Raw genomic sequence first — 24,071 nt, forward strand, 5'->3', positions numbered from 1 at the left:
ATTTCTCAATGGCTTCGATTTTTTCAAATCCTGATATTTTTGCTTTATGGGACATAAAAATGCTCCACCTCGCAGTAAACAGTTTTATTATTTCAACTGTCTACCGCAAGGGGAGCATATCAACATCGCGGCGATTTCGAGGTTTTTTCATGTGCTAAGCTATTAGTCTTTCACATAATGCTTCAACATCTGGACGGCTTCCGCATGCGGCGGCTTCCTCAAGTCGAGACCTTTCACCAATTGCCACGTTTCCTCGTGCACAACCGTTTCCCCGGACTCCACCTCGCGGTACTCGCCGAGCGTCTCCATCTCTAGCATGGAGCTATTGGTGTACATTTCAAAAGAGACGCCGAAATCCGGATATTCGCCGCCCGGTACCGGACGGTAACGTTTAATGAACGTATCCCCGTGATTGCTGTAGGCCGCCCAGCCGGACTCGTTGTCAATGCCGATTTTGTAGGGAGTCGGCCCCTCGCCTTGATCGACGATAAGCTCTGATTCGGTAAAAGTGATGCGCGGATCGTTCAGCCGGCTGTACGGCCACAAAATAAACCGCCGATTCGGCAGCAACCCGGTGTCCTTGCCGGCCATCGGCAGGATCGCACGGCCGCCAGCGCCCATTACGGACAGCGCCCATGGCGCAAAACGGATCGGCCAAGCGCCCTCGTTCGTCACCCGATGAATGACCGCAACATGCGGGCCGGCATGATCGATGCGAATTTCGATTTCCTTCGTGACCTGATTCCATCTTTCTTTCGCGGCGCGAAGGACGATCCCGTTATCTCCGACCTTCTCCCATTGTACCGGATCATTGTCCGGGTAGGTGGTGCGCGGGATCCGTTCCGGGCTCGTCCACAGACGGTGCCCCCCGTAATTTTTCCAGCTCCCTCCCCCTACCGGGGCAAAAGCTTCGCCGCTTTGGACCATTTCTCCGTTTCGGTCCTCGAAAAATAAGTTGGAGCCGCCTTCGGAAGATAGATGAATAATTCGTGGACCGAAATCCAAAGTGGCCAACAGTTCGATGCTGCCATTTCGGATGGAGACGCATTGCCCCCAGTGTTCATGGCGGATCGCTTCCCTTACGACTGCCGTCATTCGTATTCCCCTTTCATGAAATAAAATCACGGTACCCTCTTGCTTTAGTCCGCCATCAACGACGATGTAACGAGAAACCGCTGGAACGCTTCCTGTCCTCGTTCATCGGCCTTGAACACTCCGGAATCCCGAAGCACCGCGTAAAATTTATTCCCGACCTCATCCCGGACAATCGCTTCCGCTTCCGACAATCCGTTCGAAGTTCCGTAATTATCCACCAGCTCTTCGATCCAAGCCGAGTGTTTGTGCAATGGGTGATCTGGATTTGCCAACGTCGAGGAATCGTAAGGCTGCCTGCCGCTCAGCATAGCGGCGATAGACGCCGTTTCCTCCTGAAGACGGCCCGGCAATACCGCCAAGCCCATTACTTCAATCAGGCCGATATTTTCTTTTTTAATATGATGCAGTTCCTTGTGCGGATGAAAAATACCGTCCGGATGTTCGGAGCTTGTGCGGTTGTTGCGCAGGACGAGATCCATTTCATATTCGCCGTTATCCCGAAGCCGCGCGATCGGCGTAATCGTGTTGTGCGGCGTCTCCCCGGTGTAGGCCGCAATCTCGGCGTCAGGGTCGGAATATTCCCGCCAACGGGCTAATACATTCGCGGCAACACGAAGCACGGCGTGGCGGTCGGCCGACCGCAATCGAAGCACGGACATTGGCCATCGCACGATGCCCGCCCGTACGGACAATTCGCCGGCAACGGCAAACCATTCCGGCACAGCCGCTTTTTCCATCGGGAATGCGTGCCGGCCGGCCTGAAAATGGTCGTGATTCAAGATCGAACCGCCGACAATCGGCAAATCTGCATTGGAGCCGACGAAATAATGAGGAAAATGCTCGACGAAATCGAGCAGGCGGGCGAACGTGGACGGCGAGATGCGCATCGGCACATGTTCGTCCCTCAATACGATGCTGTGTTCATTATAGTACACGTAAGGCGAATATTGGAAATACCACAGTTCATCCTGCAGCGTCACCGGTAAAACGCGTAAGTTTTGCCGGGCGGGATGGTCCGGACGACCGGCATAGCCTACGTTTTCCTTGCACAGCAAGCATTTCGGATAATGGGCCGGAGGCAGCGTTTTCAGCAGGGCGATCTCCCGCGGATCCTTTTCCGGCTTGGAAAGATTGATAGTGATCTCCAGCTCGCCGTCGGGAGTGGAATGACGCCAGTAGCCGTTTTTGCGGATGCGGTCCATGCGGATATAGTTCGAATCGATATTCAACCGATAAAACCAATCGGTCGCAGCCTCGAGCCCGTTGTACCGCGCCTGTTCGAGAAAGATTCTCTCCGTTTCGGAAGGCCGGGGCATGAGCAGCCCCATAATCCGGGCTTCGAGCAAATCGCGGGAAGTCGTCGTATCGTCTTGCAGCAGCCCGATTTGGACAGCCGCATCCAATAACGGCTCCAGGAGCGGGACCGGACTGTCGGGCAACGGCTCTTCCACGTTCCAGTCCTGGTGGGCAGGCTCGTTTAAACGAAATAGATCCAGCAGCGCGTTTTGGGCATGCTCCCGGTCGAGAGGCTGCAACAAACCGCTCTTTAAGGCGAAAGCCACCAACCTTCCGATACTGTGGCTGATGGAAACCGGTGAAGCCTCATTCCGTATGTTCATTGCGGCCCCCCCATTCAGTTGTCGTATCCGTTCGGATGCCCGTTATGCCATCTCCAAGCGCTGGCGATAATGTCTTGCAACCGGCTGCGATAAGGATTCCAGCCGAGCTCCTGCCGCGCACGCTGCGAAGAAGCGACGAGAACCGCCGGATCACCGGCGCGCCGCGCCTCGATTCGAACCGGTATCTCACGGCCGGTTACTTCGCGGGCAATGTCGATGACTTGCTTCACGGAAAAACCTTGACCGTTCCCAAGGTTATATACGGCACTTTCTCCATTGCCGCGGAGCCGTTCCATCGCCAAAATGTGCGCGTCTGCCAAGTCGCTGACGTGAATATAATCCCTCACACAAGTCCCATCCTCGGTCGGATAGTCGTCTCCGAATACGGCGATGAATTCGCGCTGGCCGAGTGCCGTTTGCAGGACGAGCGGGATCAGGTGGCTTTCCGGCCGGTGATCTTCCCCGATACGACCGCTCTCGTGCGCGCCCGCCGCGTTAAAGTAGCGCAGAGACACCGACCGGATCCCGTGGGCAACGTCGAACCAGCGGATCATTTTTTCCATCGCCAGCTTGGTCTCTCCATATACGCTGGTCGGCTCGGTGCGGTCAAACTCGTCGATCGGCACGCGTTCCGGCTCTCCGTATGTCGCAGCCGTCGAAGAAAAAACGATGCGGGAAACGCCGGCTTTATTCATTTGCTCCAGCAGGCACAATGTGCCATATACGTTGTTGTGATAATACATTCCGGGCTTATACATGCTCTCCCCGACCAAGGAATTCGCTGCAAAATGGATGACGCCGTCGATCTCGTTTTCCGCAAACACTTGCGACAGGAAGGCTTCGTCCCGCAAATCCCCGACATATAACTTGCCGCCCAGCACTGCATCGCGATGCCCTTGATACAGGTTATCCACGATGACGACCTGTTCGCCTTTCTCCAGCAGCGCGGCTACTGTATGAGAGCCGATATAGCCTGCGCCTCCTGTTACCAAAACCGCCATTTTACGCTTCCCCCTTCAACTCGCGCACACCGTCGCCGATGTCGCAAACGTAAAAATCCGCGCGCAGGCCGGTCGCCGCTTCATATTTGGATCCCACTTCCGACAGAAACCGTTCGACGGAATTTTGATGAACGAGCGAAATCGTGCAGCCACCGAAGCCCGCCCCGGTCATTCTGGAGCCGAGCACACCCGGAACTGAGCGTGCGGCTTCTACCATTGCATCAAGCTCCGCACCCGTCACTTCGTAAAGATCCCGCAAAGAGTCGTGCGAAGCGTTCATGAGCAGCCCGAACTCGGCCAAGTCGCCACGTTTCAGAACATCCATGGACAACGCGACACGATGGATCTCCTCCGCTACATGGCGGGCACGTTTACGTACGGTCTCATCTTGAATGAGATGCTCGTGGCCGCGGAATTGCTCGATCGAAAGCTGGCCGAGCAACTGCAGTTCCGGGAACGCCTTCCGCAGGTCGCGGACCGCCTGCTCACATTGCGAGCGGCGTTCGTTATACTTCGAATCCACAAGGCCGCGCCGTTTGTTGGTGTTGCCGATGACGAGCTTGAACTCGCCGGTGCGGAACGGAACAAGCTCATACCGGAGCGTGTCGCAGTCCAGCAAAATCGCATGATCCTTTTTCCCGTTCGCCACCGCGAACTGATCCATAATGCCGCATTTCACGCCGATAAATTCGTTTTCGGCGTGCTGGCACCACACAGCGATGTCGACCGGATCGGCCGGTTTGCCTTCCATCGACAAGAGGGCGAACGCGGTGACGACTTCGATGGAAGCCGAGGAGGACAAGCCTGCGCCGTTCGGGATTTCACCGTGATACAGCAAGTCATATCCCCGGCTAAGCTTGATTCCTCGCTGGTTCAACTCCCATACGACTCCTTTGGGATAGTTGATCCAATCGTCTTCTTCGCGAAACGTCACGTTTTCGGTCGAAATTTCCCGGGAAATGGGAAAGTTTGTGGAGGCGAAACCCAATTTCCCGTCCTCCCTCGGACGAAGAAGCAGCGTAGTGCCGAACGTTAAAGCCGCCGGAAAAACGGAGCCGCCGTTATAATCCGTATGCTCCCCGATCAAATTTACCCGTCCTGGAGCCTCGTATACCGAAATCCCGGACTCTTCACCGCCGAAACGGTCTACAAATTTACGTTTTAATTCCGCAAGCAACGCCATATTAACGCCACCTTTTTTTCGATAATTGCTTTTTGTAATCTCAGTATAACGGATGCCGGATGTTTGGAAAAATGGCGGGATGTGCGGTTCATATGGAGAAATGTGACTTTTGAGAAGAGACTTGACGTGTTGGCGTGTTACAATAGGAGGAGTGAAAGGAGGAACGGACGTGGCGAAAAACCCTACCTATCATGTCGCTTCCAACCCCGTCAGCGTGGAGCCCGGCGAGTTAACCGTACTGTTCGCGGGGGAAAGCCAAACGAAGCCGAATCACCGCGTCGGGCCGAAAGTCGTCGATTATTTTTTGCTGCATCATGTGATTTCCGGGAAAGGTACGTTCCAATTGGGAGATATTCAAGCAGAGTTGGGGGCCGGAGACAGCTTCCTGATTCTGCCGGAGGAGCTATTCCGGTATGTCTCCGACGAACAGGACCCGTGGCGGTACCGCTGGGTGGCGTTCGCGGGGTCGCGGGCCGCCGCTTTGGTCGAAGCAGCGGGTTTGGGCGCTGCGCGGCCGGTCGCGAATACAGGTACAAGCCGCATTCCGGGAGAACGGTGCCGGAGCATTTTCGAGGCATTTCGCGAGAGGAAAGTTTCTGCCTCCATGGAGGCTTCCGGACATTTGCACTTGCTGCTTGCCGTCCTGCAGGAAGCGGCAGCCGGAGACACGGCGGCGCCGCTGCGGCCGGACACGCACAGCGAAGAGCTGGTGCGGCAGATTGCCGGGTACCTTTCCTCGCAGTACGCGGAGCCGGTGACGATCGAGGGGATGGCGGAGGCGCTTGGTTACAATCGGGCTTATTTGTCGAGGTTGTTCAAGCAACATACGGGTTTGACCCCGGCGACATTCTTGGCAAAGCTGCGCGTCGATCAGGGCCGGCGCCTGCTGCGTGAGAGACCGGAGCTTACAGTGGAGCAAATCGCCTCGTCGGCGGGATTTGTAGACGCTCTGTATTTCTCCAAGCAGTTTCGCCGCTGGTACGGCCAATCGCCCACCGAATACCGTGCCTCGGTCGGGCGCAAGGGGAAGTAAGGGCAAAGGTAGTTTGGATCGTGCGGCAGTCTTACTGCGGTTCGGCGGCGGTCGTAACTTGGAGCAGCACAGCCCAAGCGAAGGCGCAAGAACTTTGAAGTTACTCTTCGTTCTCTGCCACGCTTCACGGTGTACTGCTCCTTGTATATTCCGTCAAAAGTAACATTTCTCTTGGCAAGGGTTAAAGCCGATGGCATCAGCCTAAAATACGATCTCCCAGCGGCCTGCGATATCACCGGCGTCGTTGCGGTATTCCGCCGGGAAACGGGCACGCAAGCCCGCGAGCGTGTCGGCGGACACACCGCCCAACCGCTCGAGCAGCGCGATCACCACATGCGGCCACGCCCCTTCCGTTCCGTCCGCGACGTGGATCGCGATGCCGAGCCGCTCGCGGCGGAGGCCGATGGTGAACAGCCCTTGCGCTCCGCTCTTGGCGACCACGTTCGGGTCGGCAAGCAGCATGCTGGCCAATCGGCCGGGGCCTTCGACCAGCTCGGGGTGGCGGTTCATCGCGGCCGCAACGCGCGATGCCGCCTCTGCCGCCCTCTCATCCGCTGCCGCGTCCGGGCACGCCAGCCGCGCGTACGATAGCGCGATGCGCTCCAGCGGCATCGCCGCCACCGGCAGCCCGCAGCCGTCCCGGCCCAGCTCGAAATCATGCTCCGTCGCTCCGGCCCATTCCCGTACGCGGCGGGCAATTTCCCGCTGTGCCGGATGCTCCGGCTCGGCGTAACCTTCCAGCGGCCAGCCTTCCAGCTTGCTCCACGCCAGCATGCCCAAATGCTTGCCCGCACACGTATGATACAGCTTCCGCGGTTCGCCGCCCGCAGCCGCCCAAGCCTCTCTCGCTTCCGAAGATACCGGCTTCCCCGCTCGGAAAACGAACGCCTCTTCGGGAATGCCCGCTCGATCCAGCATCTCCTGCAGCGCAGCCACCTGATCCGCATACCCCCGCTGGGACGCGGCCATCAACGCCAAATGACGGTCGTCCCACCCGAACGCCTCGGCCGTTCCCGCCATGAGCGGAGCGATGGCCTGGATCGGCTTGGCCGTGGACCGCACGAACGTGAGCGCCGTAACATCGCCGTACGAGGCCACAGCTACACCACCATCCGCAGAAACGACACTGATACGTCCGCGGTGAACATTTTCCGGCACTCCCGCCCTTGTCGTCACGACCAAATCCAGATCTGCCGGCATGGACGGATTTCCATCATGACGCGCTTGTACATGCTGCTGAATGCTTCCCATTCTGACACCTCGAGATCAGCCGACCGGCTGGAATCTGACCTTATTCTTTATAAAATATGCACGAAAAATCCCGACGCCGCAACGCCGCCTGAGCCGCCGATGATGGCGTTTCCATGCAAAAAATCGATAGCTGCCATGTAAAACGTTGGATAACTCCCCCGATTCGCTTGGTGTTACGATGAAGCCAACAAAAGCCAGGGGGCGAAAAAAATGTTGATCCATGACTATGCGGCTCTTAAAATATGGGAAAACGAAACTTCAGAACGGGAACGGGAATGGATGCGCGATCTGGGGAAAAAAGCTGCCCTTACCGCAGCGGAACTCAGTCAATTCGCTGTAGGTGCTGTCGCGGCCTTGCTTTCCTTTGTTCTTCCGTTCCATCAGTGAGAAGGCGGTGACACCGGTTGGACTTGATTTATCTTCGATCCTTCATAGAAGTTGCGCGCTGCCAAAGCTTTACGAAAGCCGCGGAAAACCTGGGGTACGTACAGTCCAGCGTCACGACGCACATCCAAAAGCTCGAAAACGAGTATGGCGTCGTTTTGTTCGAAAGGTTCGGCAGGTCGATGCGACTTACTTCGGCGGGCGAGCAGCTGTTGGAAACGTTCGAACGGATTCTCGCCCTGTACGACGATTCCAAAAACTTGGTGTCTCGGCAAGTAAAGGGAAACCTTCAGATCGGCACCATCGAGTCTCTCATCGCCTTTTTCCTGCCGCCCGTGTTTCACCGGTTCAGAAAATCTTTCCCGCACATCACGATGCAAGTCCGGCCGCTTGTGGACGGTGAAAGCGTGCAAGGCGTGCGCTCCGGACAGCTGGATCTGGGCATCATCCTTGACCGTCCCATTGTGGCCGATGACGTGGAAAGCGTGATCATCCGGCAGGAACCGTTGGTGCTGGTCGCCGAACCCCGCCACCCGCTTCGCCATGAGAAATCGATCGATATCCAAGATTTATCGGGCGTCTCTTACATTGCCACGGAAACGAGATGCACTTATCGAGCTGCCTTTGAGCAGCTCTTCGAGCGCTGCGGAGTTCCCTACCACATCCATCATGAGTTCGGCAGCCTTGAAGCGATCAAGCAGTGTGTGTCGTTGGGCCTCGGCATCGGGCTGATCCCGAAAATATCGGTGACCCGCGATTTGGAAGAAGGGAGATTGATCGTGCTGCCATTTTCCCACCCGGACATTACGTTTTATACCCAAGTCATCTACCACAAGAAAAAGTGGCTCGACCCCGCGATCCGGCAGTTGATTGATCTGCTGATGGAAGAGAAAGGCGTGTCGGAGTCGGCATAAGCGCAAAACGGCGAAAAAAAGGCAGTTCCTCCGTCAACCGCCCGACGGGGAACTGCCCTTTCTCTTTCCGCTAGATCAATGTCTCATGCCAGATCCGACCGGCTCCTGTGCCGATTCCGGCTTCGCTTCGAAATTGACCCGGTCCGCCACCACATAGAGAGGCCGGCGTTTCGCTTCTTCATAGGTTCGGCCGATATATTCCCCAAGTACGCCCAGCAGTGAAAGCGTAATCCCGTGGAACAGCAAGCTGATCACAATGAGCGAAGTCCAGCCCTGCGTCGTAGAATCCGTGAACAGCCGCTGGTATAAGACCACGAGCAAATAAATGAATCCTGCGGCGGAGAGCAGAAATCCGAGAATGCCCGCCAGCTTCAGTGGCTTCGTGGAGAATGACGTAATGGCATCCAGCGACAAACGGATCATTTTGCTTAGCGGATACTTCGTCTCTCCGGCGAAACGCTCCTCCCGCACGTACTCCACGTACGTTTGGCGGAAGCCGGCCCAGCTGACCATTCCGCGAATAAACCGGCTGTTTTCCCGCATCGAACTCAGGGTGTCGCAAACTTTGCGGTCCATGAGCCGGAAATCACCGGTATCCAGAGGAATATTGACGGACGTCAGCGAACGGAGCAGCCGGTAAAACGCCGCCGCCGTCACTTTTTTGAACCAGGTTTCCCCTTTGCGCGCGGCCCGTTTGCCGTAAACGACATCGTAACCTTCCCGCCAGCGGGCGACCATTTCCGGAATAAGCTCCGGCGGATCCTGCAGGTCCGCGTCAATGAGCACCACCGCTCTGCCGGAGGCAAAGTCCATTCCTGCGGTAACCGCGATTTGGTGGCCGAAATTCCGTGAAAAATCGATCAGCTTCACTCGGGGATCGGAGGCGCAAATTCCGCGGACAATCTCCGCCGTCTTGTCGCGGCTGCCGTCGTTCACCAGCACCAGCTCGTAGGACTCCCCGATCGATTCCAGCACCGAAGTCAATCTGCGGTAAGTGGTTTCGATCACTTCTTGTTCGTTATACATGGGTACAACCACGGACAGGAAACACGTTCCGTTCATTTCCGTTCCCCTTTCATGCTGTAAATCCTAATCCGTTATTCATCAAAATCCCCAGCTGGGCAGCCATCTGAGTGCCGCGTTCATCCATTCCCGGCTGATGGTCATACCGGTGAGCACAGGATAGAACCAGATCATCAGACCCGCCGCGGCGAGGCACACGCCTGTCGTGAAGCGCCGTCTTCGGTAAGCCCCCTGCTCCCACCACCGGAGCATCCAGACGAGTGACAAGATCAGCAGCGGCACCATCGGAAAATAATGATATAAGAACGTGATGCTCCTTGGCGCCACCATCCACGGGACGTAGAAGGACAAGTACATGACGGCGACGGTTAGAACGATCCGGTCTCTTCGCCGTATGCCGATCCACCAGGACGCCAGCATCGCCAGTAATCCGCCCCACCAGATCAGCGGATTTCCGATGGCCGCAATGCTTTGGGCGTCTCCGCGCGGAAGGTCGGGGCCTCCGTAATACCAGACCGGCCGGAGCATCAAAGGCCAAGTATACCATTTGGACGCGTACGGGTGAGGCTCTTTTACGCCTTTGTGATAATTGTACATATTTTTTTGATACTTCCACAAATCGTGCCAGTCGTCATCGGCTTTGGTGGACTTGATGAACGGAATGTACGATGCCGTGTATATCGAAGCGGGAACCGCCGTGAACAACACAAGGGCCGCCAGCAACGTGAGTATGAATCGCCGCCCGGAGCCGGACTCGCTGTAACCGCGGTAATGTCTCCACAAGGACAGGAAGAACAAAATCGCCAGTCCCATGCCGCCGTATAAATAGTTCCATTTGACCGCCGCGGCGCAGCCGAAGGCGATGCCGCTCAGCGCCAGCCAGCCGATTCCCCGGCGGAAGCCGCCGTGACGCCAGGCGGTTTCACCGTACCGGTACATGGCGTAGTACATGACAATCGTAAAGGTGACCCCGAAAATATCGACGTTCGCCATCCGGGAGTGCACGAGATGAAATCCCTCGAACAACAGCAGCAGCGCGGCGATCACGGCATAGCGCGTGCGGCCGAACATGCCTTTCGCCGCCGCATACATGACCGGGATCATGATCGTTCCGAAAACCGCGGCCATGAACCGCCAGCCGTACGGCGTCATGCCGAACATCTTGACCCCGATTTCCAGCAGCACCTTGCCCAGCGGCGGGTGTGTATTTTCATAGGGTTCCATCCGCTCCACAAATTCATAAGCCGTACGTCCGTGATAGATCTCATCGAAGTACATGCTGTTCCGGTAATCCGGACGAAACGGAGCGAACTGCTGCTCGTCGAATACTTGCTGCCCGGTTCCCTCGGCGGAAGAGGCCGCTTTGCCGTTGTCCCGAATCTCTTGAATCGGGATCGGAGCCTCTGGGCTTCCTTTCGCAAAGAAAGCCGCTTCATACAGGCGGTATCCGATGCTTTGCGCAGTAAAACGCATATAACGGGCTTGAACCGGCTTGTCCTCCGTTTTCCACGTAAACACCCGATTCGTTTTATGCTCGATACTGGCATACGGTTCCCACTTTTGGCCGTCCACGGACCATTCGATTTTGGTCGTCCCTCTCGCCCCGGGACCCTCATACAGATTGAGCCGGTCGATCGGGCGGACTTGTCCGAAATCAACGGTAAACCCTTCGCCGCTCGCTCCCGGCATCCAAAAGCTCTGCGGAGCCGAACGGTTGCCGAGATCCGTAAACGACATAAGCGCCGAAGCGGCCATCAGCAGAATGACGAAAAACCAATCGATCGGCGACCAGCGCCGACGCTCCGTACGGTAGCCCCATCCGCCGCTCCGCTGCACCGGCGAAGATGATCCGACACTATTCGACAGCTCCATCCCCCGTCCCCGCTCTCTCCAAGATCTGACTCCCCTATTGTAGTCGAAACCGTTGTCCCGGGAAAGACCGCGTTTCTTATTGACAAAGGGCGGGTAAAGGAAAGCTAGGACGGCATGACCGCTGCAGCATGTTCCTTGGCGAACATGGCCTACCTGAGAAAAACCATGAAGGAGGAATTTGTCATGGCTGAAAGAGGCGGACTTCTAAAAGGCATACTGATCGGCGGCGCGGTTGGGGCGGCTGCTGGCTTGCTCTTCGCGCCGAAACCCGGACGTGAGCTCCGCTCGGACCTGAAAAACCGTTACTCCGATGTGTCGGTGAAAACCAAAGGAATGGTTTCCGACATGGCGACCAAGACGCAAAACATGGTGAAACAAGTCGGTCAGCAAGCGACGGACATTATGGACAGAACGAAATCGGCCGTCAACGCGGCCAAAACAGAGGCGCAATCTTATAAAAACGAGGAACCCAACATCAATTGAGACCGCGGAACCGAATCCGCACAGCAAGGCCACCCCGGCCCCGCCGGCGGTTGGCCTTCTTGTCGGATATGAAGGGAGATCACATGATGACGCCAGACACGATTCTGACTTTCAGCGCTCCGGCGGCTCGTTTGAAAGAAGCTCTGTCCCAGACCGGGTTTGTGCGGGATTCCGCCGTGCACGGTTCCACCTACCGCACCGAGCTGGAATTCCCAAGCGGATCCGTGTACGTGTTTCAGGTTCCCTTCGAGGAAGAGGACGGATCGCTTCTGCTGGACGGCGAAACTTCCTTTTTCGATGGCGTGTCGGATTCGGAAGTACCGGAAGAAGTGCGCGAGTCAGCCATGAAACGCCTGCTGGCCTTGCGTTCCCGCATTGAATCGCATGTCTCCCAATCCTACTCGCCCGATCGGGACAAGGACCGCAAAGCGACGTCGATGCCTACCCGTTCCGTCGCAAGTGCGGAAAACGGAAGGATGGTTCAGGACTTCGACGATATGCGAGCGTTGGGCAAAGACATGCAACGCGTGAAGACCGGTCAACAACTTCAAGAACAGGGCTTGCTGCCCGATCCGATACAACATTAATCCCCAAAATGGCGGCCGCTGGGCCGCCATTTTGACTGTATTAGTTAGTCTGAGTGACTATCCATTGTGATAATGGCGGAGGTTAGCATTTGTTAGTCAGTGTGACTGACTAACAAATGCCGTGACGGCGAGAATGCGCATATGTAAGTTCAAGGCGCCCGCTCGAAAAAGCTGCCCCAAGGAAAGCTGTTCAGTTCGTGGAAGAGTAAATAAACGAATAATACGTGGGCGGCCGAAATGATACAGACGTTCACCCATTCAAAACGACGAAAAAATTGATGCAAGAAATAGAACAGGATCCCGAACATAAGGCCAAACACGATGTAGAACTGCAAAAACACCATGATGCTCTCCGGCACCGAAACCAGGGTATATTTCACAACATATCGGATGAAATACAGCAAAGAAATGACCGTACTAAGGCACCATGCCAGTACGAACGGTTTAGGCCGAGCCATCCAAACACCTCCAATAGATCTAAATATAGAACGAAATAAACCGTAAATTGTTGGTGCCTGCGCCCGCCCAAACCGCTTTTCCCACCAATTTATCGATTTTCGGGTGCACTTTAGCACTCCAACAGCATTTTTCCGCTCCAACGCGCCTTTTGTAGTGCACTTTGGCACTTCAGCAAGAGGTCCTCTCAAAGTTCAATCGCATCTTCACAGAAACATAAAAAGCCGATACCCGAAGGTATCGGCGTGATCTATGCGGCCGCTCAATAGGTTCCGTACATCAATTCGTCCTTCTCCAGCATGCTTCTCATCTCGTCCGTCGACAATTTCTTGTCCAGCAGTTCCGGTACAGGTATAGGCGACAAACCGTCCTTACGCAGCTCCGTCTTTTCCAGATGGTAGCCATACTCCTTGGAAAGCGTATACATTTTGCAAAACTGTTCCGCCGCGTCCACCGCTTGACCGAGAGAACCATACTCCGCAAGCTTGTTGCCGAAACTGAGCGGATTCACCCGGGAGCCGATGGTGACGTGGAACCCGCTTTCCTTCTCGAGGACAAAAACATCACTCTCCGAACAACGGATTCGAAATTTTACCGTCATCATGTCCCACTCCTTCATTAGGGTGTCGTGCCGTACAGATAATTACCCCCGCCACGCACAATGAAACCCGTTTTTAGAGTTTTCCCGGGGGCTCCCTTTGAGGGAATGATAAAAGAACCTTCCACCGTGGTTGGTGGAAGGTTCTTGTCTATATCTCGTAATCTCCATCCTTTTCCGTGAGAAGCTGTTTCAGCTTGTCGATCGCCCGTTTCTGGATGCGCGATACACTCATCTGCGAAACACCGAGCCGTTCCGCAATCGTCCTCTGCGACAACCCGCCTTCGAACACGAGCAGCAGCACTTCTCTTTCCTCGGGCTTCAGCTCCGACATCGCTTCCTGTAAATCCAGCTTTCTCTCCAAAGCGGCGAATTCGTCGGTCGGCGAACCGATCAGCTCGCCCAGCACCGCCGTATTTTCCTCATCGGAAATCGGTGTGTCCAGCGAAACATAATGGTATAAGTCCCGGCCGGCCAAAATCTCCAGCGTTTCTTCGAGCTCGAGTCCCAAATGGGCGGCGATCTCGTCGACGTTCGGCGAGCGCTCCAGCGTGACCGTCAGCTCGTCGATCGCCTGCTGGACGACAAGGCCTTTTTCCTTGATTCTGCGGGGTACCTGCACATACCAGGATTTATCCCGCAAGTAGTTCTTCATGTGGCCGATGATGCTTTTCATGGCATACGGCTCAAATGGCATTCCCATTTCGGGATCGAATTGCTTCAGGAGGCGGAACAGCGACATCTGACCCACCTGGTACAAATCGTCGAACAAGTCGGGACGATTGCGCGACATTTTGTTGGCCGCCATGCGCACCATAGGTTCATAATGCCGGATCAGTTCTTCCGCCAGCTCGTTGGACAACGTCCGTTGATACTCGATCAAAACGGCGATCGCGTCGTCGGGCAAACGCGCGGACAGCGGCAAATTCATGCCGTCTCTTCAGACCGTGCCCTTTTCTTTGTCAGGATAACCGCGGTACCGCCGTCATGCTTCACTTCCACGCGGTCCATCAGTGCCTGCATCAAATATAAACCCAATCCGCCCGACTGGATTTCGTCGATCGACTTTCCATGAAGGGCGGCCGACTCCGGATTTGCGGACGGAGCGAAGCTCACCCCATGATCACGGACCGTAATGGCAAGCTCCTCGTCGGAGACCGCGAATGAAACCTCGATGATTCCGTCTTCACCGCCGTAAGCGTGAAGCACCGCGTTGTTCACAGCCTCGGAAACCGCCACTTTCATATCTTCGATTTCTTCAAACGAATATTTCATCTTGCTCGCGATGCCGTAAAGCGTCAGACGGATCAGGTCGACGTACTCGGCTTGAGCGGGAACGGACAGCAGCACTTGTCTATCTTTGGTCATGGAGGATTCCTCTCATCCTTTCCGAATATGGATTATTCCGCGGCCGCCAGGAATGGCGTAATACCCGTCATGTCGAATAGCTTCCGGATATGGCCCGGTACATGCTCCACATCGAAAGGAGCGTTGCGGGAATGTCTGGCTTTCAGCACGGATATAAGAATCCCTATACCGGTACTGTCGATATATTTCAAGTCGCGCAAGTTGAGGGTGAGACGCCGGTCGGACAGCTCCATGAGCGGTTCCATCGCGGCTCTCATTTGGGAGGCGACTTCAAGGTCGAGTTCTCCTCCTACGTAAACAATGGTTCGTCCTTCCCGGTTCTCGGTACGGAGCGAAAATTTGTTCGGCAGCATAACAAAGCCCCTTTCTTTGATACCTTGCAATGATCTTGCGGATCCTCCGATCGACGGCGCAGATCGCAGATCGGATAAAATAGCTCTAATCTTGTTATAACCCAAATCTTTCGACACCGAAACAGCAACCGAAGTTTAGCTCCCCGGGCGTTTCATGAGGAACCGTGTTCGGGTAATCGTTGGTAAGAACGTCGACGGCTTTCGAGCCGCACGGCAACTAATCGAAAAGGGGGCGTCTCCCATGAGCTATCGAGACCGTGACGTCGATATCGAAGAACGCCGTGTCGAAGAAAAGAACGATTCGAGCCTCGTGGCTTCGACTTTTATCAAATACGCGGCCTATCTAGTCATTTTCTTCGGCATCCTTTACTTTATCGTCCGGTATGTCTTCCCTTGGTTCCGTTAATTCATGCCAGCAAGAAGCTTCCGGGAAAATCCCGGAAGCTTTTTCATTTTACGAAAAAAACAAAAGAGGCCGCCCGAATCGGCGCCCCCCGTCACAACCGCTCAATGCAGCACTTCAGCGGCACCCGCATGGCGAAGAATGGAATCCGCGTTCGTATCCTCGTCCGCCTCGGTATACAGCAAAATCCGGCCCGCTTCGACTTCTTCCCCGCAGCGCTCGGATGCGTGCTCCGGAATGCCGATATCGCGCAGCCGACCTTCGCCGGTATCGTCATTGTCCCGTTCGAGGCCCCACAATCCGGCGGCTGCCGCCACCCCCGTCGCATTGCCCGGTCTGCCGTCTCCTCCGTTCATCACGGGCGCGGCAACCAAGATGGGCCACCCTCCGGCTCTTCCAGGCACATCATGATTGGCAGTCCGGTCCTGCAAGCCTGCCAGCTCTTCCACCGGAACGTCCGTGACAGAGGCGATCAAGGGGGCCGCTTCGGCATTTTTCACGATCACACGCATATCGTCATGGTCGACGCCGGCTTCTCTTAAGAGCCGGATCGCTTCCACCACATCCGCTTCCTTTTTGAAAATTCCAATGTTAACCGACATGCCGGTCACTCTCCTTTGGCGTTACTATCTTTGCTATACCCTGCGCAGGCGCCCTTGAACCGTGTCAGTTGACGTGAGCTCTGCCATAAGCGCCGACAAGCGGGCCATCGTGACCGGACCTTCCCAGAAGCGGCAGCCCGGAAAGGGAATTTCCTCCGGAGGAGGGTTGCCGTGCCCAATACAAACCGTCGGAACTGCGAATGCGGACCAGACCGGCAGAGCGTCCCGGTCTTTGTCCGAATACCCATCGATGATCGCCAATGCCGCAGGCTTCCCGTCCGGATAAACAACGGCGGCAGACGTGCAGGAAGTGACACGGGGCGTCATGCCGAGCTTGGCGACCAGCATCGACAGCAGCCTCCTGCGGTACGCGCTTTTGGCTACGATGATCGCGGCTTTATCCGGCCGTGGCTCTTGATTTGCGGTTACCGCGAGCTGCGGGAATTCAGAGGGCCACTCGAACGGCGCCACCGAAATCCGGCACACGAACCGGGTGCCTTCCGGGCTGCTTTCGGCCAGGCGCATACCGCCTCCCATTGCTTTGGTGAGCGTCTGGCACACGGCCAGACCGAGTCCTGTCCCGCCATGCTTGCGCGTCATGGAAGAGTCGACTTGGGAGAACGGCATAAACAGCAAGTGTCGCAGCGAATCGGGAATTCCGCTGCCTGTGTCCTGCACGGACGTCTCCAGCCGGATTCTGGGTTCACCTGCTCCCTCACCCGGCCGCGCCCGGACCAAAACATAGACACCCCCGTTGTCCGTAAACTTCACGGCATTATCCAGCATATGCCGCAAAATTTGCCGGTAACGGTGCGGATCGCCCACGACATATTCCGGGACGCCTTCCTCCATTTCCCACAACAATTCCAAGTTTTTTCGGGCGGCTTCCGCCTCATAACACGCCGCGACGTCCGCCAGGCACTCCCGGATCGAAAAAGGCTGTTCGTCGAGTTCGATTTTTCCCGATTCCATGTTGGTAAAGTCCAATATATCGTCCATGATTTTCAGCAGGCGGTTCGCATTGTCCTTGATGGCATGCGCATAGGTTTCCTGTTCGCCCGTCATTGCCGTTTCCAACATCAGCTCGCTCATCCCGATCAATCCGTTCATCGGGGTGCGGATTTCATGGCTCATGACGGCCAGAAATTGGCTTTTGACACTCGAAGCCAGCTCCGCCGTGTTTTTGGCATCCCTGAGCTGGCGCAGCGTGCCTTTGAGTTCGGTGATGTCACGAACGGTGCAGGCATACAGCCTCTCGGTGTTAATGATCTCTTTCCCGAGCTGAATCTCGGCATGGAACATCGTGCCGTTTCGCCTGTAGGCGACGGATTCGCGTACCACACCCGTTAAATAAAGCGGCATGTTATCGTGTTCCTGGGTTTGGGGACAGCGCATGAGAACGATCGAAGGAAGTACATTTTCCACCGCAGTGCCGATCAGCTCATTCGCGCTGTAACCGAACAGCCGCTCCATAGCCGGATTCACCGACAAAATGCGGCCGTATTCGTCGAACGTAAATATGCCGTCCATGGAGGTTTCGAAAATCATGCGCGATTTGGCTTCCGCCGTCGTCAGCCGGTACGTGGCCCGAAGCAGCTCCTCCTTTTGCATCTTGAGCAGGTCGCGCTGATATTGCAGCTCGCGGTTGTTCAGATACATACGGACAAAAGCGGAGATTTTGGCTTTCAAGATCGAAGGGACGATCGGCTTGATCAAATAATCGATTGCCCCTGCCGAGTACCCCTCGAATTGATCCACCGCTTCCCGGCTCGTGGCCGAAATGAACAAGATCGGCGTATCCTTGGTCTTCTCCCGCGACTTGATCAGCCTTGCCGTCTCGAAGCCGTCCATTTCCGGCATTTGCACATCCATGACGATAACGGCGAATTCTTCTCGCAGCAAGTGTCGCAGCGCCTCATGGCCGGATGCGGCACGAACGAACCGATAATTCTCCCCGTCCAGGGCTGCTTCCAACGCCATCAAATTTTGTACGTGGTCGTCCACCAACAAAATGGATACCGACTGTTCCTTCGCCATCTTGCTCTCCTTTCCCACCGCTCATTTCCGTTTTCGGTAAATCCGGTTGGGGTCGTTCCACACTTCATACCGGTCGGCCATCGGCGTAAACGAGATGGATTCCTTGTTGCCGAGCACAAGAAATCCTCCGTCCGACAAGCTCTCGTAAAAAAGCTTCTGCACCTGGTCACGGAGCGGCCATTCAAAATAGATCATGACGTTGCGGCAAAAAATCACATGAAATTCGTTAAATGACCGGTCGGTAACCAAATTGTGGCGCGCGAATACGAGATTGGCGCGTAATTCGGGTTTCAGCAGGACGACGCCGGACTCCGAACTGTAGTATTCGGAAAAGGAGGCTTTGCCGCCGGCCTTCTGGTAATTCTGCGTATATTGCTTCATCCGCTCGATCGGCAGCACGCCGCTTTTGGCCCTCTCCAACGCGTTCTCGCTGATGTCTGTGGCATATATGCGGGCTTTGCCCAGCAATCCTTCTTCGTGCAGCACAATGGCCGTCGAATACACTTCTTCTCCCGTCGAACAGCCGGCATGCCAGATCCGGATATAGGGCAGCTCCCGCAGTGCGGGCACCACAACTTGCCGGAAGGCAAGGAACGCGTCCGGGTCGCGGAACATCTCGGTCACCGGGATCATCAAATCTTCGAGCAGCCGCTGAAACGCAAGCGGATCGTGAAGAACCTGCTCCTGCAGCGCAGATAGCGTGGGCAGTCCTTCCATCTGAAGCCTGTGAAGCACCCGCCGTTTGATGGAAGCGTAAGCGTATTTGCGAAAATCATAGCCGTATTTGCGGTAAATGCCCTCCAATAGCAGCATAACCTCGATTTTATCCAGTTCCGGATTGGATAATTTTTCTTTCATCGGTATAACCACACCCTCATCAAGGAGAGCAGTTGATCGGTATTCACAGGTTTCGTGATGTAATCCGAGGCACCGGCTTCGATGCATTTGTTGCGGTCGTCCTTCATGGCCTTGGCGGTGAGAGCGATGACCGGAAGCTTTTTCCACTTCGCGTTTGCGCGAATCTTCTTCATCGTCTCATAGCCGTCCATTTCCGGCATCATGATGTCCATCAGAATCAGGTCGACGTCCGGATGCTCCTCCAGCCGGTTCAACGCGTCTTTGCCATTCTCCGCGTAGACCAAACGCATTCCCTTGTGCTCCAGCACGCTGGACAAGGCGAAAATGTTGCGCACATCGTCGTCGACGAGCAAAATCTTTTTGTTCTCGAAAGGCGCATCACGACGGTGAAGCTTGCGAAGCATGCTCCGCTTGTCTTCCGGAAGCTCGGATTCGACACGGTGCAGGAAAAGCGCCGTTTCCTCGAGAAGCCGTTCCGGAGACTGCGCATCTTTCAAAACGATAGAGCCGGCGAATTTGCGCAATTCCCGATAGTCGTCTTCCTCGTCCCCGCCGTAGAGAATAACGGGAATCCGGCGCAGCGTCGAAGAGCCTTGCATCCGTTCAAGAAGCTTAACGACGCCGTCTTCATGCAGTCCGGAGCTCAGTACGATACATTGGATCGTATCATCCGAAAGCCGTTCCCAAGCCTGATCGACGTCGGAAACGGCCAGCACGGACACATCCTTGTAACCGATCAGATCCGTTAACGCGCGTTGATCGGCTTTATTCGGCTCGACGAGCAGCAAACGCTTCGGCCGGCGCTCCAGCACCGTCGACATTTTGGAAAATGCTTCTTCCAACTGTTCTGCCGTCACCGGTTTTTGCAGTTGATCGATCGCGCCCATGCGCAGTCCGTGAGCGGACTGCTCCGCCACGGAGACGACATGCACCGGGATGTGCCGTGTCTCGGCGTCGTCTTTCAATTCATGTAAAACAGACCAGCCGTCGGTACCCGGAAGCTGAATATCGAGCAGAACGCCGTCGGGTTTCATCTCCTTAGCCAGCTGCAGCCCTTCGTCTCCGCGGAGCGCCACGACCCCTTTGAATCCTCTGGCGCGGGCCATCTCCAGCAGCACTTTCGCAAAATGAATATCGTCTTCGACGATCAGCAGCACCTTGTCGTCTTCGGCAATGGAGCCGCGGTCGTCATCCGGCTGCGGCTGTTTGGAGTCCGAAGCGGCTTCCGGCGTTTCAGTGTTTACCCCGGCTTCGCCCGCTTCCGCCTCTGTATGGAACAGCGGACGAGCCATGCTTGGTGCGGTTGCGGCCACCTCGGCAAACACGTCCTCTTTGCCGCTTGGTTCCGCCGCCGCGAGCTCGGGAATCCGTTCCGGGATAATGAGCGTAAACGCGCTTCCCCGCCCGGGCTTTGTATCCAGCAAAATCCAGCCTCCAAGCAGCTTGGCGAGTTCACGGCTGATCGTAAGCCCCAGCCCGGTTCCGCCGTATTTACGGCTTGTCGTGCCGTCGGCTTGGCGGAAGGCTTCGAAGATCAGCTCGCTTTTTTCCGGCGAAATTCCGATTCCCGTATCGGTAACGGTGAAGGCCACATATTTGTCTTCTTTGCGGAACGGCTTCCCATCGAAATCTTCATGGCGAGGCCTTCCGATGCGGAGGCTGACGCTGCCTTCATGGGTAAACTTGACGGCGTTCGATAACAAATTACGCAAAATTTGTTTCAGCCGGTGGCCGTCCGTCCAAATCGCTTCCGGCGCCTGATCGTCGGTGTCGAACGTGAGCGTCAATCCTTTGTGGTCGGCGAGCGGAGCGAACATCTGATCCAGGAAAGTCACGACGTCGCCGACGACCGTCCATTCGGGATGCAGCTCCATTTTGCCGGCATCCACTTTGGACAAATCCAGGATTTCGTCGATCATTTTGAGCAAATCCGAACCCGATACATGGATAGTCCGCAAATACTCTTTTTGTTTGTCGGTCAAATTGCCTTCCTTGTTTTCCGCCAAAAACTCCGACAAAATGAGCAGACTGTTCAGCGGCGTGCGGAGCTCGTGCGACATGTTAGCCAAAAACTCGGACCGGTATTTGCCGGTCAGCGCGAGCTGCAGAGCCTGTCGTTCCAGCTCCGCGTTCGCTTTGGCGATCTGTCGGTTCTGGGCGTCCGACCGCTCCAACTGATCTTGCAGCGCTTTCGTCTTCACGGTGAGCTCCCGGTTGGCATGCTCCAGCTCTTCCTGCTGTGACTGAAGCCGCTCTTCCGATCGCTTCAGCTCGTTGCGTTGCGCTTCCAGCTCGTCGTTCGTGTGCCGCAGCGCCTCTTGCTGCGTGATGAGCTCTTCGGACTGCGCCTGCAGCTCCTCGGATTGCGCCTGGGACTCGCGCAGCAGTTCTTCGACTCGTTGCCGGGAGTGAATGTTGTGCACCAGCATGCCGAGATGGCTGGCCAGCAGCCGCAGCAGCTCCCTGTTTTCCGGAGTGAACGGCTTCACCGCCGCCACTTCTATGACGCCCAAATGTTCTTCGTCGAACAGAATCGGCTTCAGCACGAGCTGCTTCGGCTCGGCGTCTCCGATGCCGGACCCGATTTTTACATACCCATCCGGCACATCATCCAAAACGATCGGCAAACCGGAAGCCGCGCATTGTCCGACGAGACCTTCCCCGAAGCGGATCGACCGACGTGCGTTGTCTAACGTATCGATGTCGCAATGCCCGGCGAAGGATGCCGTGAGATTGAGCGTTCGGCCGTCGGTTTGAGGATCCGTCAAATATACGGCCCCGTAAGCCGCGCCGATGACCGGACAAAACTCTTTCACAAACGCCTCGGCCAGCGTGCCGGGATCGTTCATTTGCCTCAGCAAATCGGTAAACCGCGCGATCTGGGCATCCTTAAACGCCTGTTTCTGTTGAATGGCGTTCAATTCCGCTTCCCGCTCGTTTTTGGCCAGCAAATCCAACGCAATCCTTTTGAAAATACGGGCCAATTCACCAAGTTCGTCTCTCGCCCGAATTTCCATTCGGGCAAAAGATTTGAGTCTGCCCTTGGAAAACCGTTCCGCCATTTTGTTTAACCGGTCCAAGCCGCTCGTGATGCTCGGAAGCACCCAAGCGAGTACGAGCAGGCCGAGCAACAGCCCGAGTGCGGAGAGCACAGCAACCAGGCGTACGGTATCATCGTACATTCGTTTGGTCGCGGCCATTTCCAAGTCCAGCGCTTGCTGCTCGTACGCGACCAATCCGTTCAAATCGGTCACGATCCGCTCTTGCGTTTGCCGTCCCGTATTCATGAACAAGGTTCGCGCATCTGCAAGCTTCCCTTGCTTCGCGAGTTCAACGAATGTGCCCAAATATTCACCGTAGGCTTTCCCGTCCGCCTTGATCTGCTCGGTCAGCTGCTTCTCGACCGGATCCGACTGAGAGGATTGGCTCAGCTTCTCGAATTCCTTGCCTGCCCTCGTCAAGCGGTCGGAGATGTCCTTTATGCCCATTTGCGTGTCGACTGCGCCAAGCAGCATTTCGCTTATGACCCGCGCAGAGACGTTCAATTCCCCGCGTGCGTCTTCAACCAACGACACTTTTCGAAACCGGTTTTCGTAAAAAGCATTTAATTTTTGATCCATACGGGAGAGCCGTTCGTAACCGAACAGCGTAATCCCCACCAGCATGACGACCAGCAGGGAAAATCCGATAATCAGTTTGTTTCTGATTTTCATCCTTTGATCTCTCCCGTCACGATGTCGACCCGAACCAAGCACCGGTCGTCCGAACGGCCGTCAAGCGGCTGGCCATGGATGAGGCGCTCCATGCTTTCCTCATCTTCGGACGCTTGTTGAAGAAACTTCGTCAACTGTTCGATTTGCTCCTCGTCTTCACCTTGGAAAGGCCCTAAAATTCCGTCGGTGTACAGATACAATTTGTCGCCGGGCCGGATCGACATGCTGCGCTTTCCGACTTCAAGCGATTCGAACATCCCCAATGGTGCGGAGGTTGCGCCCAGCCGCTCGGGTACCGCCTGCCCATCCGCGTACAGCAGTCCCGGCGGGTGACCGGCGTTCGCATATTCCAGCGTTCCTTGCTCCAAGTCGAACTTGACGCAAATCCCCGTGCAATAATATTGGACCAGCTCATTTTCCGGGTGAAGACTCATAAGCCGGCGGTTCAGATCCAGAAACACGCGTTCCGGAGACTGTAACGTACGCATTGATTCCTTGAGTACCGACGCGACGAACATGCTGACCAAAGAAGAAGAGATGCCGTGCCCCATGGCGTCGATGACGGCAAAAACCCATTGGCGGTCCCCCACCTGCTGCCAAGCGTACAAATCCCCGGCCAATTCTTCGGAAGCCCGGAAATAGGCGCAAACACGGACGCCGTCTTGAGCCGTTGCCTCCGGCAGCACCGCTTCCTGCACTTGACGGGCCAAGTTCAGCTCCTCGCGGACCCGGCGGTCTCTTTCCTTGTGCCAATCCAACTCGCTTTTCAGCCTCAAGGCGGAACGAATCCGCGCGAGCAGCTCGGTTTTGTTGATCGGCTTCGTCACGAAATCGCTCGCTCCGGCATCCAGCGCTTCCGCCAGCTTGCGAGAGTCGCCGATCGCTGTCACCATAATGACGGGGATATCCCGGTAGCGGCTGTCCGCTTGCAGCAGGCGGCATGCTTCAATCCCGTCCATCGTCGGCATCATCATATCGAGCAGGATCAGATCGATCTTCATCGCTGAATGCGAATCTTGTTCACCGGCTGCATTCAACAGCTCGAACATCTCTTCTGCCGAGTATGAGGCGCTGATCTTCTCGTACCCGGCCCGTTTCAGCATTTCTTGAATGACCATAACATTCATGGCGTTGTCATCTACGATTAATACACGCATCAGTTCTATGTCTCCTAACTTTAGGCAGGAAGAAATCTCCCAAATTTTAGCTTGGTTCCGCGGACGTGTAAAGCGAGACCG

General features: G+C 55.8%; 23 protein-coding genes. 6 read left to right on the forward strand and 17 right to left on the reverse strand.

Annotation, left to right across the window (positions count from 1 at the left end; translation table 11 throughout):
• Positions 1–162 precede the first annotated feature (162 nt).
• The 4 genes from E5161_RS08905 to E5161_RS08920 are packed head-to-tail and all read right to left on the reverse strand — an operon-like array spanning position 163 to position 4,898.
• On the reverse strand, positions 163–1,095 hold the full coding sequence (locus tag E5161_RS08905; protein ID WP_136777376.1) for a hypothetical protein: 933 nt from the start codon (positions 1,093–1,095) through the stop codon (positions 163–165).
• 44 nt (positions 1,096–1,139) lie between these two features.
• Positions 1,140–2,714 carry a UDP-glucose--hexose-1-phosphate uridylyltransferase gene (locus E5161_RS08910; RefSeq protein ID WP_136777377.1) on the reverse strand — a complete coding sequence of 525 codons (1,575 nt, stop codon included), beginning with the start codon at positions 2,712–2,714 and terminating at the stop codon, positions 1,140–1,142.
• Positions 2,715–2,728: 14 nt separating this feature from the next.
• Positions 2,729–3,715 carry a UDP-glucose 4-epimerase GalE gene (gene galE, locus E5161_RS08915; RefSeq protein WP_136777378.1) on the reverse strand — a complete coding sequence of 329 codons (987 nt, stop codon included), beginning with the start codon at positions 3,713–3,715 and terminating at the stop codon, positions 2,729–2,731.
• 1 nt (position 3,716) lies between these two features.
• Positions 3,717–4,898 (reverse strand): galactokinase, encoded by a 1,182-nt coding sequence (locus E5161_RS08920; protein ID WP_136777379.1) that lies wholly within the window; start codon positions 4,896–4,898, stop codon positions 3,717–3,719.
• A gap of 169 nt (positions 4,899–5,067) precedes the next feature.
• Here E5161_RS08920 and E5161_RS08925 point away from each other — a divergent pair, with 169 nt between their 5' ends.
• Positions 5,068–5,931 (forward strand): AraC family transcriptional regulator, encoded by an 864-nt coding sequence (locus E5161_RS08925; protein ID WP_136777380.1) that lies wholly within the window; start codon positions 5,068–5,070, stop codon positions 5,929–5,931.
• Positions 5,932–6,132: 201 nt separating this feature from the next.
• Here E5161_RS08925 and E5161_RS08930 read toward each other — a convergent pair whose 3' ends face one another.
• A complete protein-coding gene (locus tag E5161_RS08930; protein ID WP_136777381.1) occupies positions 6,133–7,182 on the reverse strand; it encodes an asparaginase in 1,050 nt (349 codons plus the stop codon).
• Between the two features lie 210 nt (positions 7,183–7,392).
• On the opposite strand from E5161_RS08930, the gene E5161_RS20750 reads away from it, so the two are divergent.
• Both E5161_RS20750 and E5161_RS08935 read left to right on the forward strand, forming a co-directional pair.
• Positions 7,393–7,569 carry a hypothetical protein gene (locus E5161_RS20750; RefSeq protein WP_169306643.1) on the forward strand — a complete coding sequence of 59 codons (177 nt, stop codon included), beginning with the start codon at positions 7,393–7,395 and terminating at the stop codon, positions 7,567–7,569.
• A 17-nt stretch (positions 7,570–7,586) separates the two neighbouring features.
• On the forward strand, positions 7,587–8,480 hold the full coding sequence (locus E5161_RS08935) for a LysR family transcriptional regulator (RefSeq protein WP_136777382.1): 894 nt from the start codon (positions 7,587–7,589) through the stop codon (positions 8,478–8,480).
• A gap of 75 nt (positions 8,481–8,555) precedes the next feature.
• On the opposite strand, the gene E5161_RS08940 is transcribed toward E5161_RS08935, so the two are convergent.
• Positions 8,556–9,542, reverse strand: a complete 987-nt coding sequence (locus E5161_RS08940) for a glycosyltransferase family 2 protein (protein WP_136777383.1) — start codon at positions 9,540–9,542, stop codon at positions 8,556–8,558.
• Positions 9,543–9,584: 42 nt separating this feature from the next.
• Positions 9,585–11,375 (reverse strand): phospholipid carrier-dependent glycosyltransferase, encoded by a 1,791-nt coding sequence (locus E5161_RS08945; RefSeq protein ID WP_136777384.1) that lies wholly within the window; start codon positions 11,373–11,375, stop codon positions 9,585–9,587.
• Between the two features lie 183 nt (positions 11,376–11,558).
• Between E5161_RS08945 and E5161_RS08950 the strand changes: the two genes are divergently transcribed.
• Complete coding sequence (locus E5161_RS08950; RefSeq protein WP_169306644.1) at positions 11,559–11,858, forward strand: YtxH domain-containing protein; 300 nt, start codon at positions 11,559–11,561, stop codon at positions 11,856–11,858.
• A gap of 83 nt (positions 11,859–11,941) precedes the next feature.
• Positions 11,942–12,445 carry a hypothetical protein gene (locus E5161_RS08955; protein ID WP_136777386.1) on the forward strand — a complete coding sequence of 168 codons (504 nt, stop codon included), beginning with the start codon at positions 11,942–11,944 and terminating at the stop codon, positions 12,443–12,445.
• Positions 12,446–12,594: 149 nt separating this feature from the next.
• On the opposite strand, the gene E5161_RS08960 is transcribed toward E5161_RS08955, so the two are convergent.
• The 5 genes from E5161_RS08960 to E5161_RS08980 all read right to left on the reverse strand — a co-directional run bounded on the left by E5161_RS08960 (position 12,595) and on the right by E5161_RS08980 (position 15,220).
• On the reverse strand, positions 12,595–12,903 hold the full coding sequence (locus tag E5161_RS08960; RefSeq protein WP_136777387.1) for a hypothetical protein: 309 nt from the start codon (positions 12,901–12,903) through the stop codon (positions 12,595–12,597).
• Positions 12,904–13,163: 260 nt separating this feature from the next.
• Positions 13,164–13,505, reverse strand: a complete 342-nt coding sequence (locus E5161_RS08965; RefSeq protein ID WP_136777388.1) for a hypothetical protein — start codon at positions 13,503–13,505, stop codon at positions 13,164–13,166.
• Positions 13,506–13,650: 145 nt separating this feature from the next.
• The gene (locus E5161_RS08970) at positions 13,651–14,430 is read right to left on the reverse strand and encodes a sigma-70 family RNA polymerase sigma factor (RefSeq protein WP_136777389.1); all 780 of its coding nucleotides are present in this window, start codon (positions 14,428–14,430) and stop codon (positions 13,651–13,653) included.
• Positions 14,427–14,867, reverse strand: a complete 441-nt coding sequence (rsbW, locus tag E5161_RS08975; RefSeq protein WP_136777390.1) for an anti-sigma B factor RsbW — start codon at positions 14,865–14,867, stop codon at positions 14,427–14,429. Before rsbW ends, E5161_RS08970 begins: the two co-directional genes overlap by 4 nt.
• 32 nt (positions 14,868–14,899) lie before the next feature.
• Positions 14,900–15,220, reverse strand: a complete 321-nt coding sequence (locus E5161_RS08980) for an STAS domain-containing protein (protein ID WP_136777391.1) — start codon at positions 15,218–15,220, stop codon at positions 14,900–14,902.
• A 241-nt stretch (positions 15,221–15,461) separates the two neighbouring features.
• Here E5161_RS08980 and E5161_RS20755 point away from each other — a divergent pair, with 241 nt between their 5' ends.
• Positions 15,462–15,626 carry a hypothetical protein gene (locus E5161_RS20755; RefSeq protein WP_169306645.1) on the forward strand — a complete coding sequence of 55 codons (165 nt, stop codon included), beginning with the start codon at positions 15,462–15,464 and terminating at the stop codon, positions 15,624–15,626.
• A gap of 101 nt (positions 15,627–15,727) precedes the next feature.
• Here the strand turns inward: E5161_RS20755 and E5161_RS08985 are convergent, their stop codons facing one another.
• Genes E5161_RS08985 through E5161_RS09005 form a run of 5 tightly spaced genes read right to left on the reverse strand, consistent with a single transcriptional unit; the run spans position 15,728 to position 23,990 of the window.
• Positions 15,728–16,225: a hypothetical protein gene (locus tag E5161_RS08985; RefSeq protein ID WP_136777392.1), complete on the reverse strand. Its 498-nt coding sequence runs from the start codon at positions 16,223–16,225 to the stop codon at positions 15,728–15,730.
• 33 nt (positions 16,226–16,258) lie between these two features.
• Complete coding sequence (locus E5161_RS08990; RefSeq protein WP_136777393.1) at positions 16,259–18,262, reverse strand: response regulator; 2,004 nt, start codon at positions 18,260–18,262, stop codon at positions 16,259–16,261.
• Positions 18,263–18,283: 21 nt separating this feature from the next.
• Complete coding sequence (locus tag E5161_RS08995; protein WP_136777394.1) at positions 18,284–19,120, reverse strand: CheR family methyltransferase; 837 nt, start codon at positions 19,118–19,120, stop codon at positions 18,284–18,286.
• Positions 19,117–22,833 carry a response regulator gene (locus E5161_RS09000; RefSeq protein ID WP_136777395.1) on the reverse strand — a complete coding sequence of 1,239 codons (3,717 nt, stop codon included), beginning with the start codon at positions 22,831–22,833 and terminating at the stop codon, positions 19,117–19,119. The genes E5161_RS08995 and E5161_RS09000 overlap by 4 nt, the downstream gene beginning before the upstream one ends.
• Positions 22,830–23,990 (reverse strand): PP2C family protein-serine/threonine phosphatase, encoded by a 1,161-nt coding sequence (locus tag E5161_RS09005; RefSeq protein ID WP_136777396.1) that lies wholly within the window; start codon positions 23,988–23,990, stop codon positions 22,830–22,832. Before E5161_RS09005 ends, E5161_RS09000 begins: the two co-directional genes overlap by 4 nt.
• Between the last annotated feature and the right edge of the window lie 81 nt (positions 23,991–24,071).

The sequence above is a fragment of the Cohnella pontilimi genome, assembly GCF_005049045.1.
In the GTDB taxonomy this organism is placed as follows: Bacteria; Bacillota; Bacilli; order Paenibacillales; family Paenibacillaceae; genus Cohnella; species Cohnella pontilimi.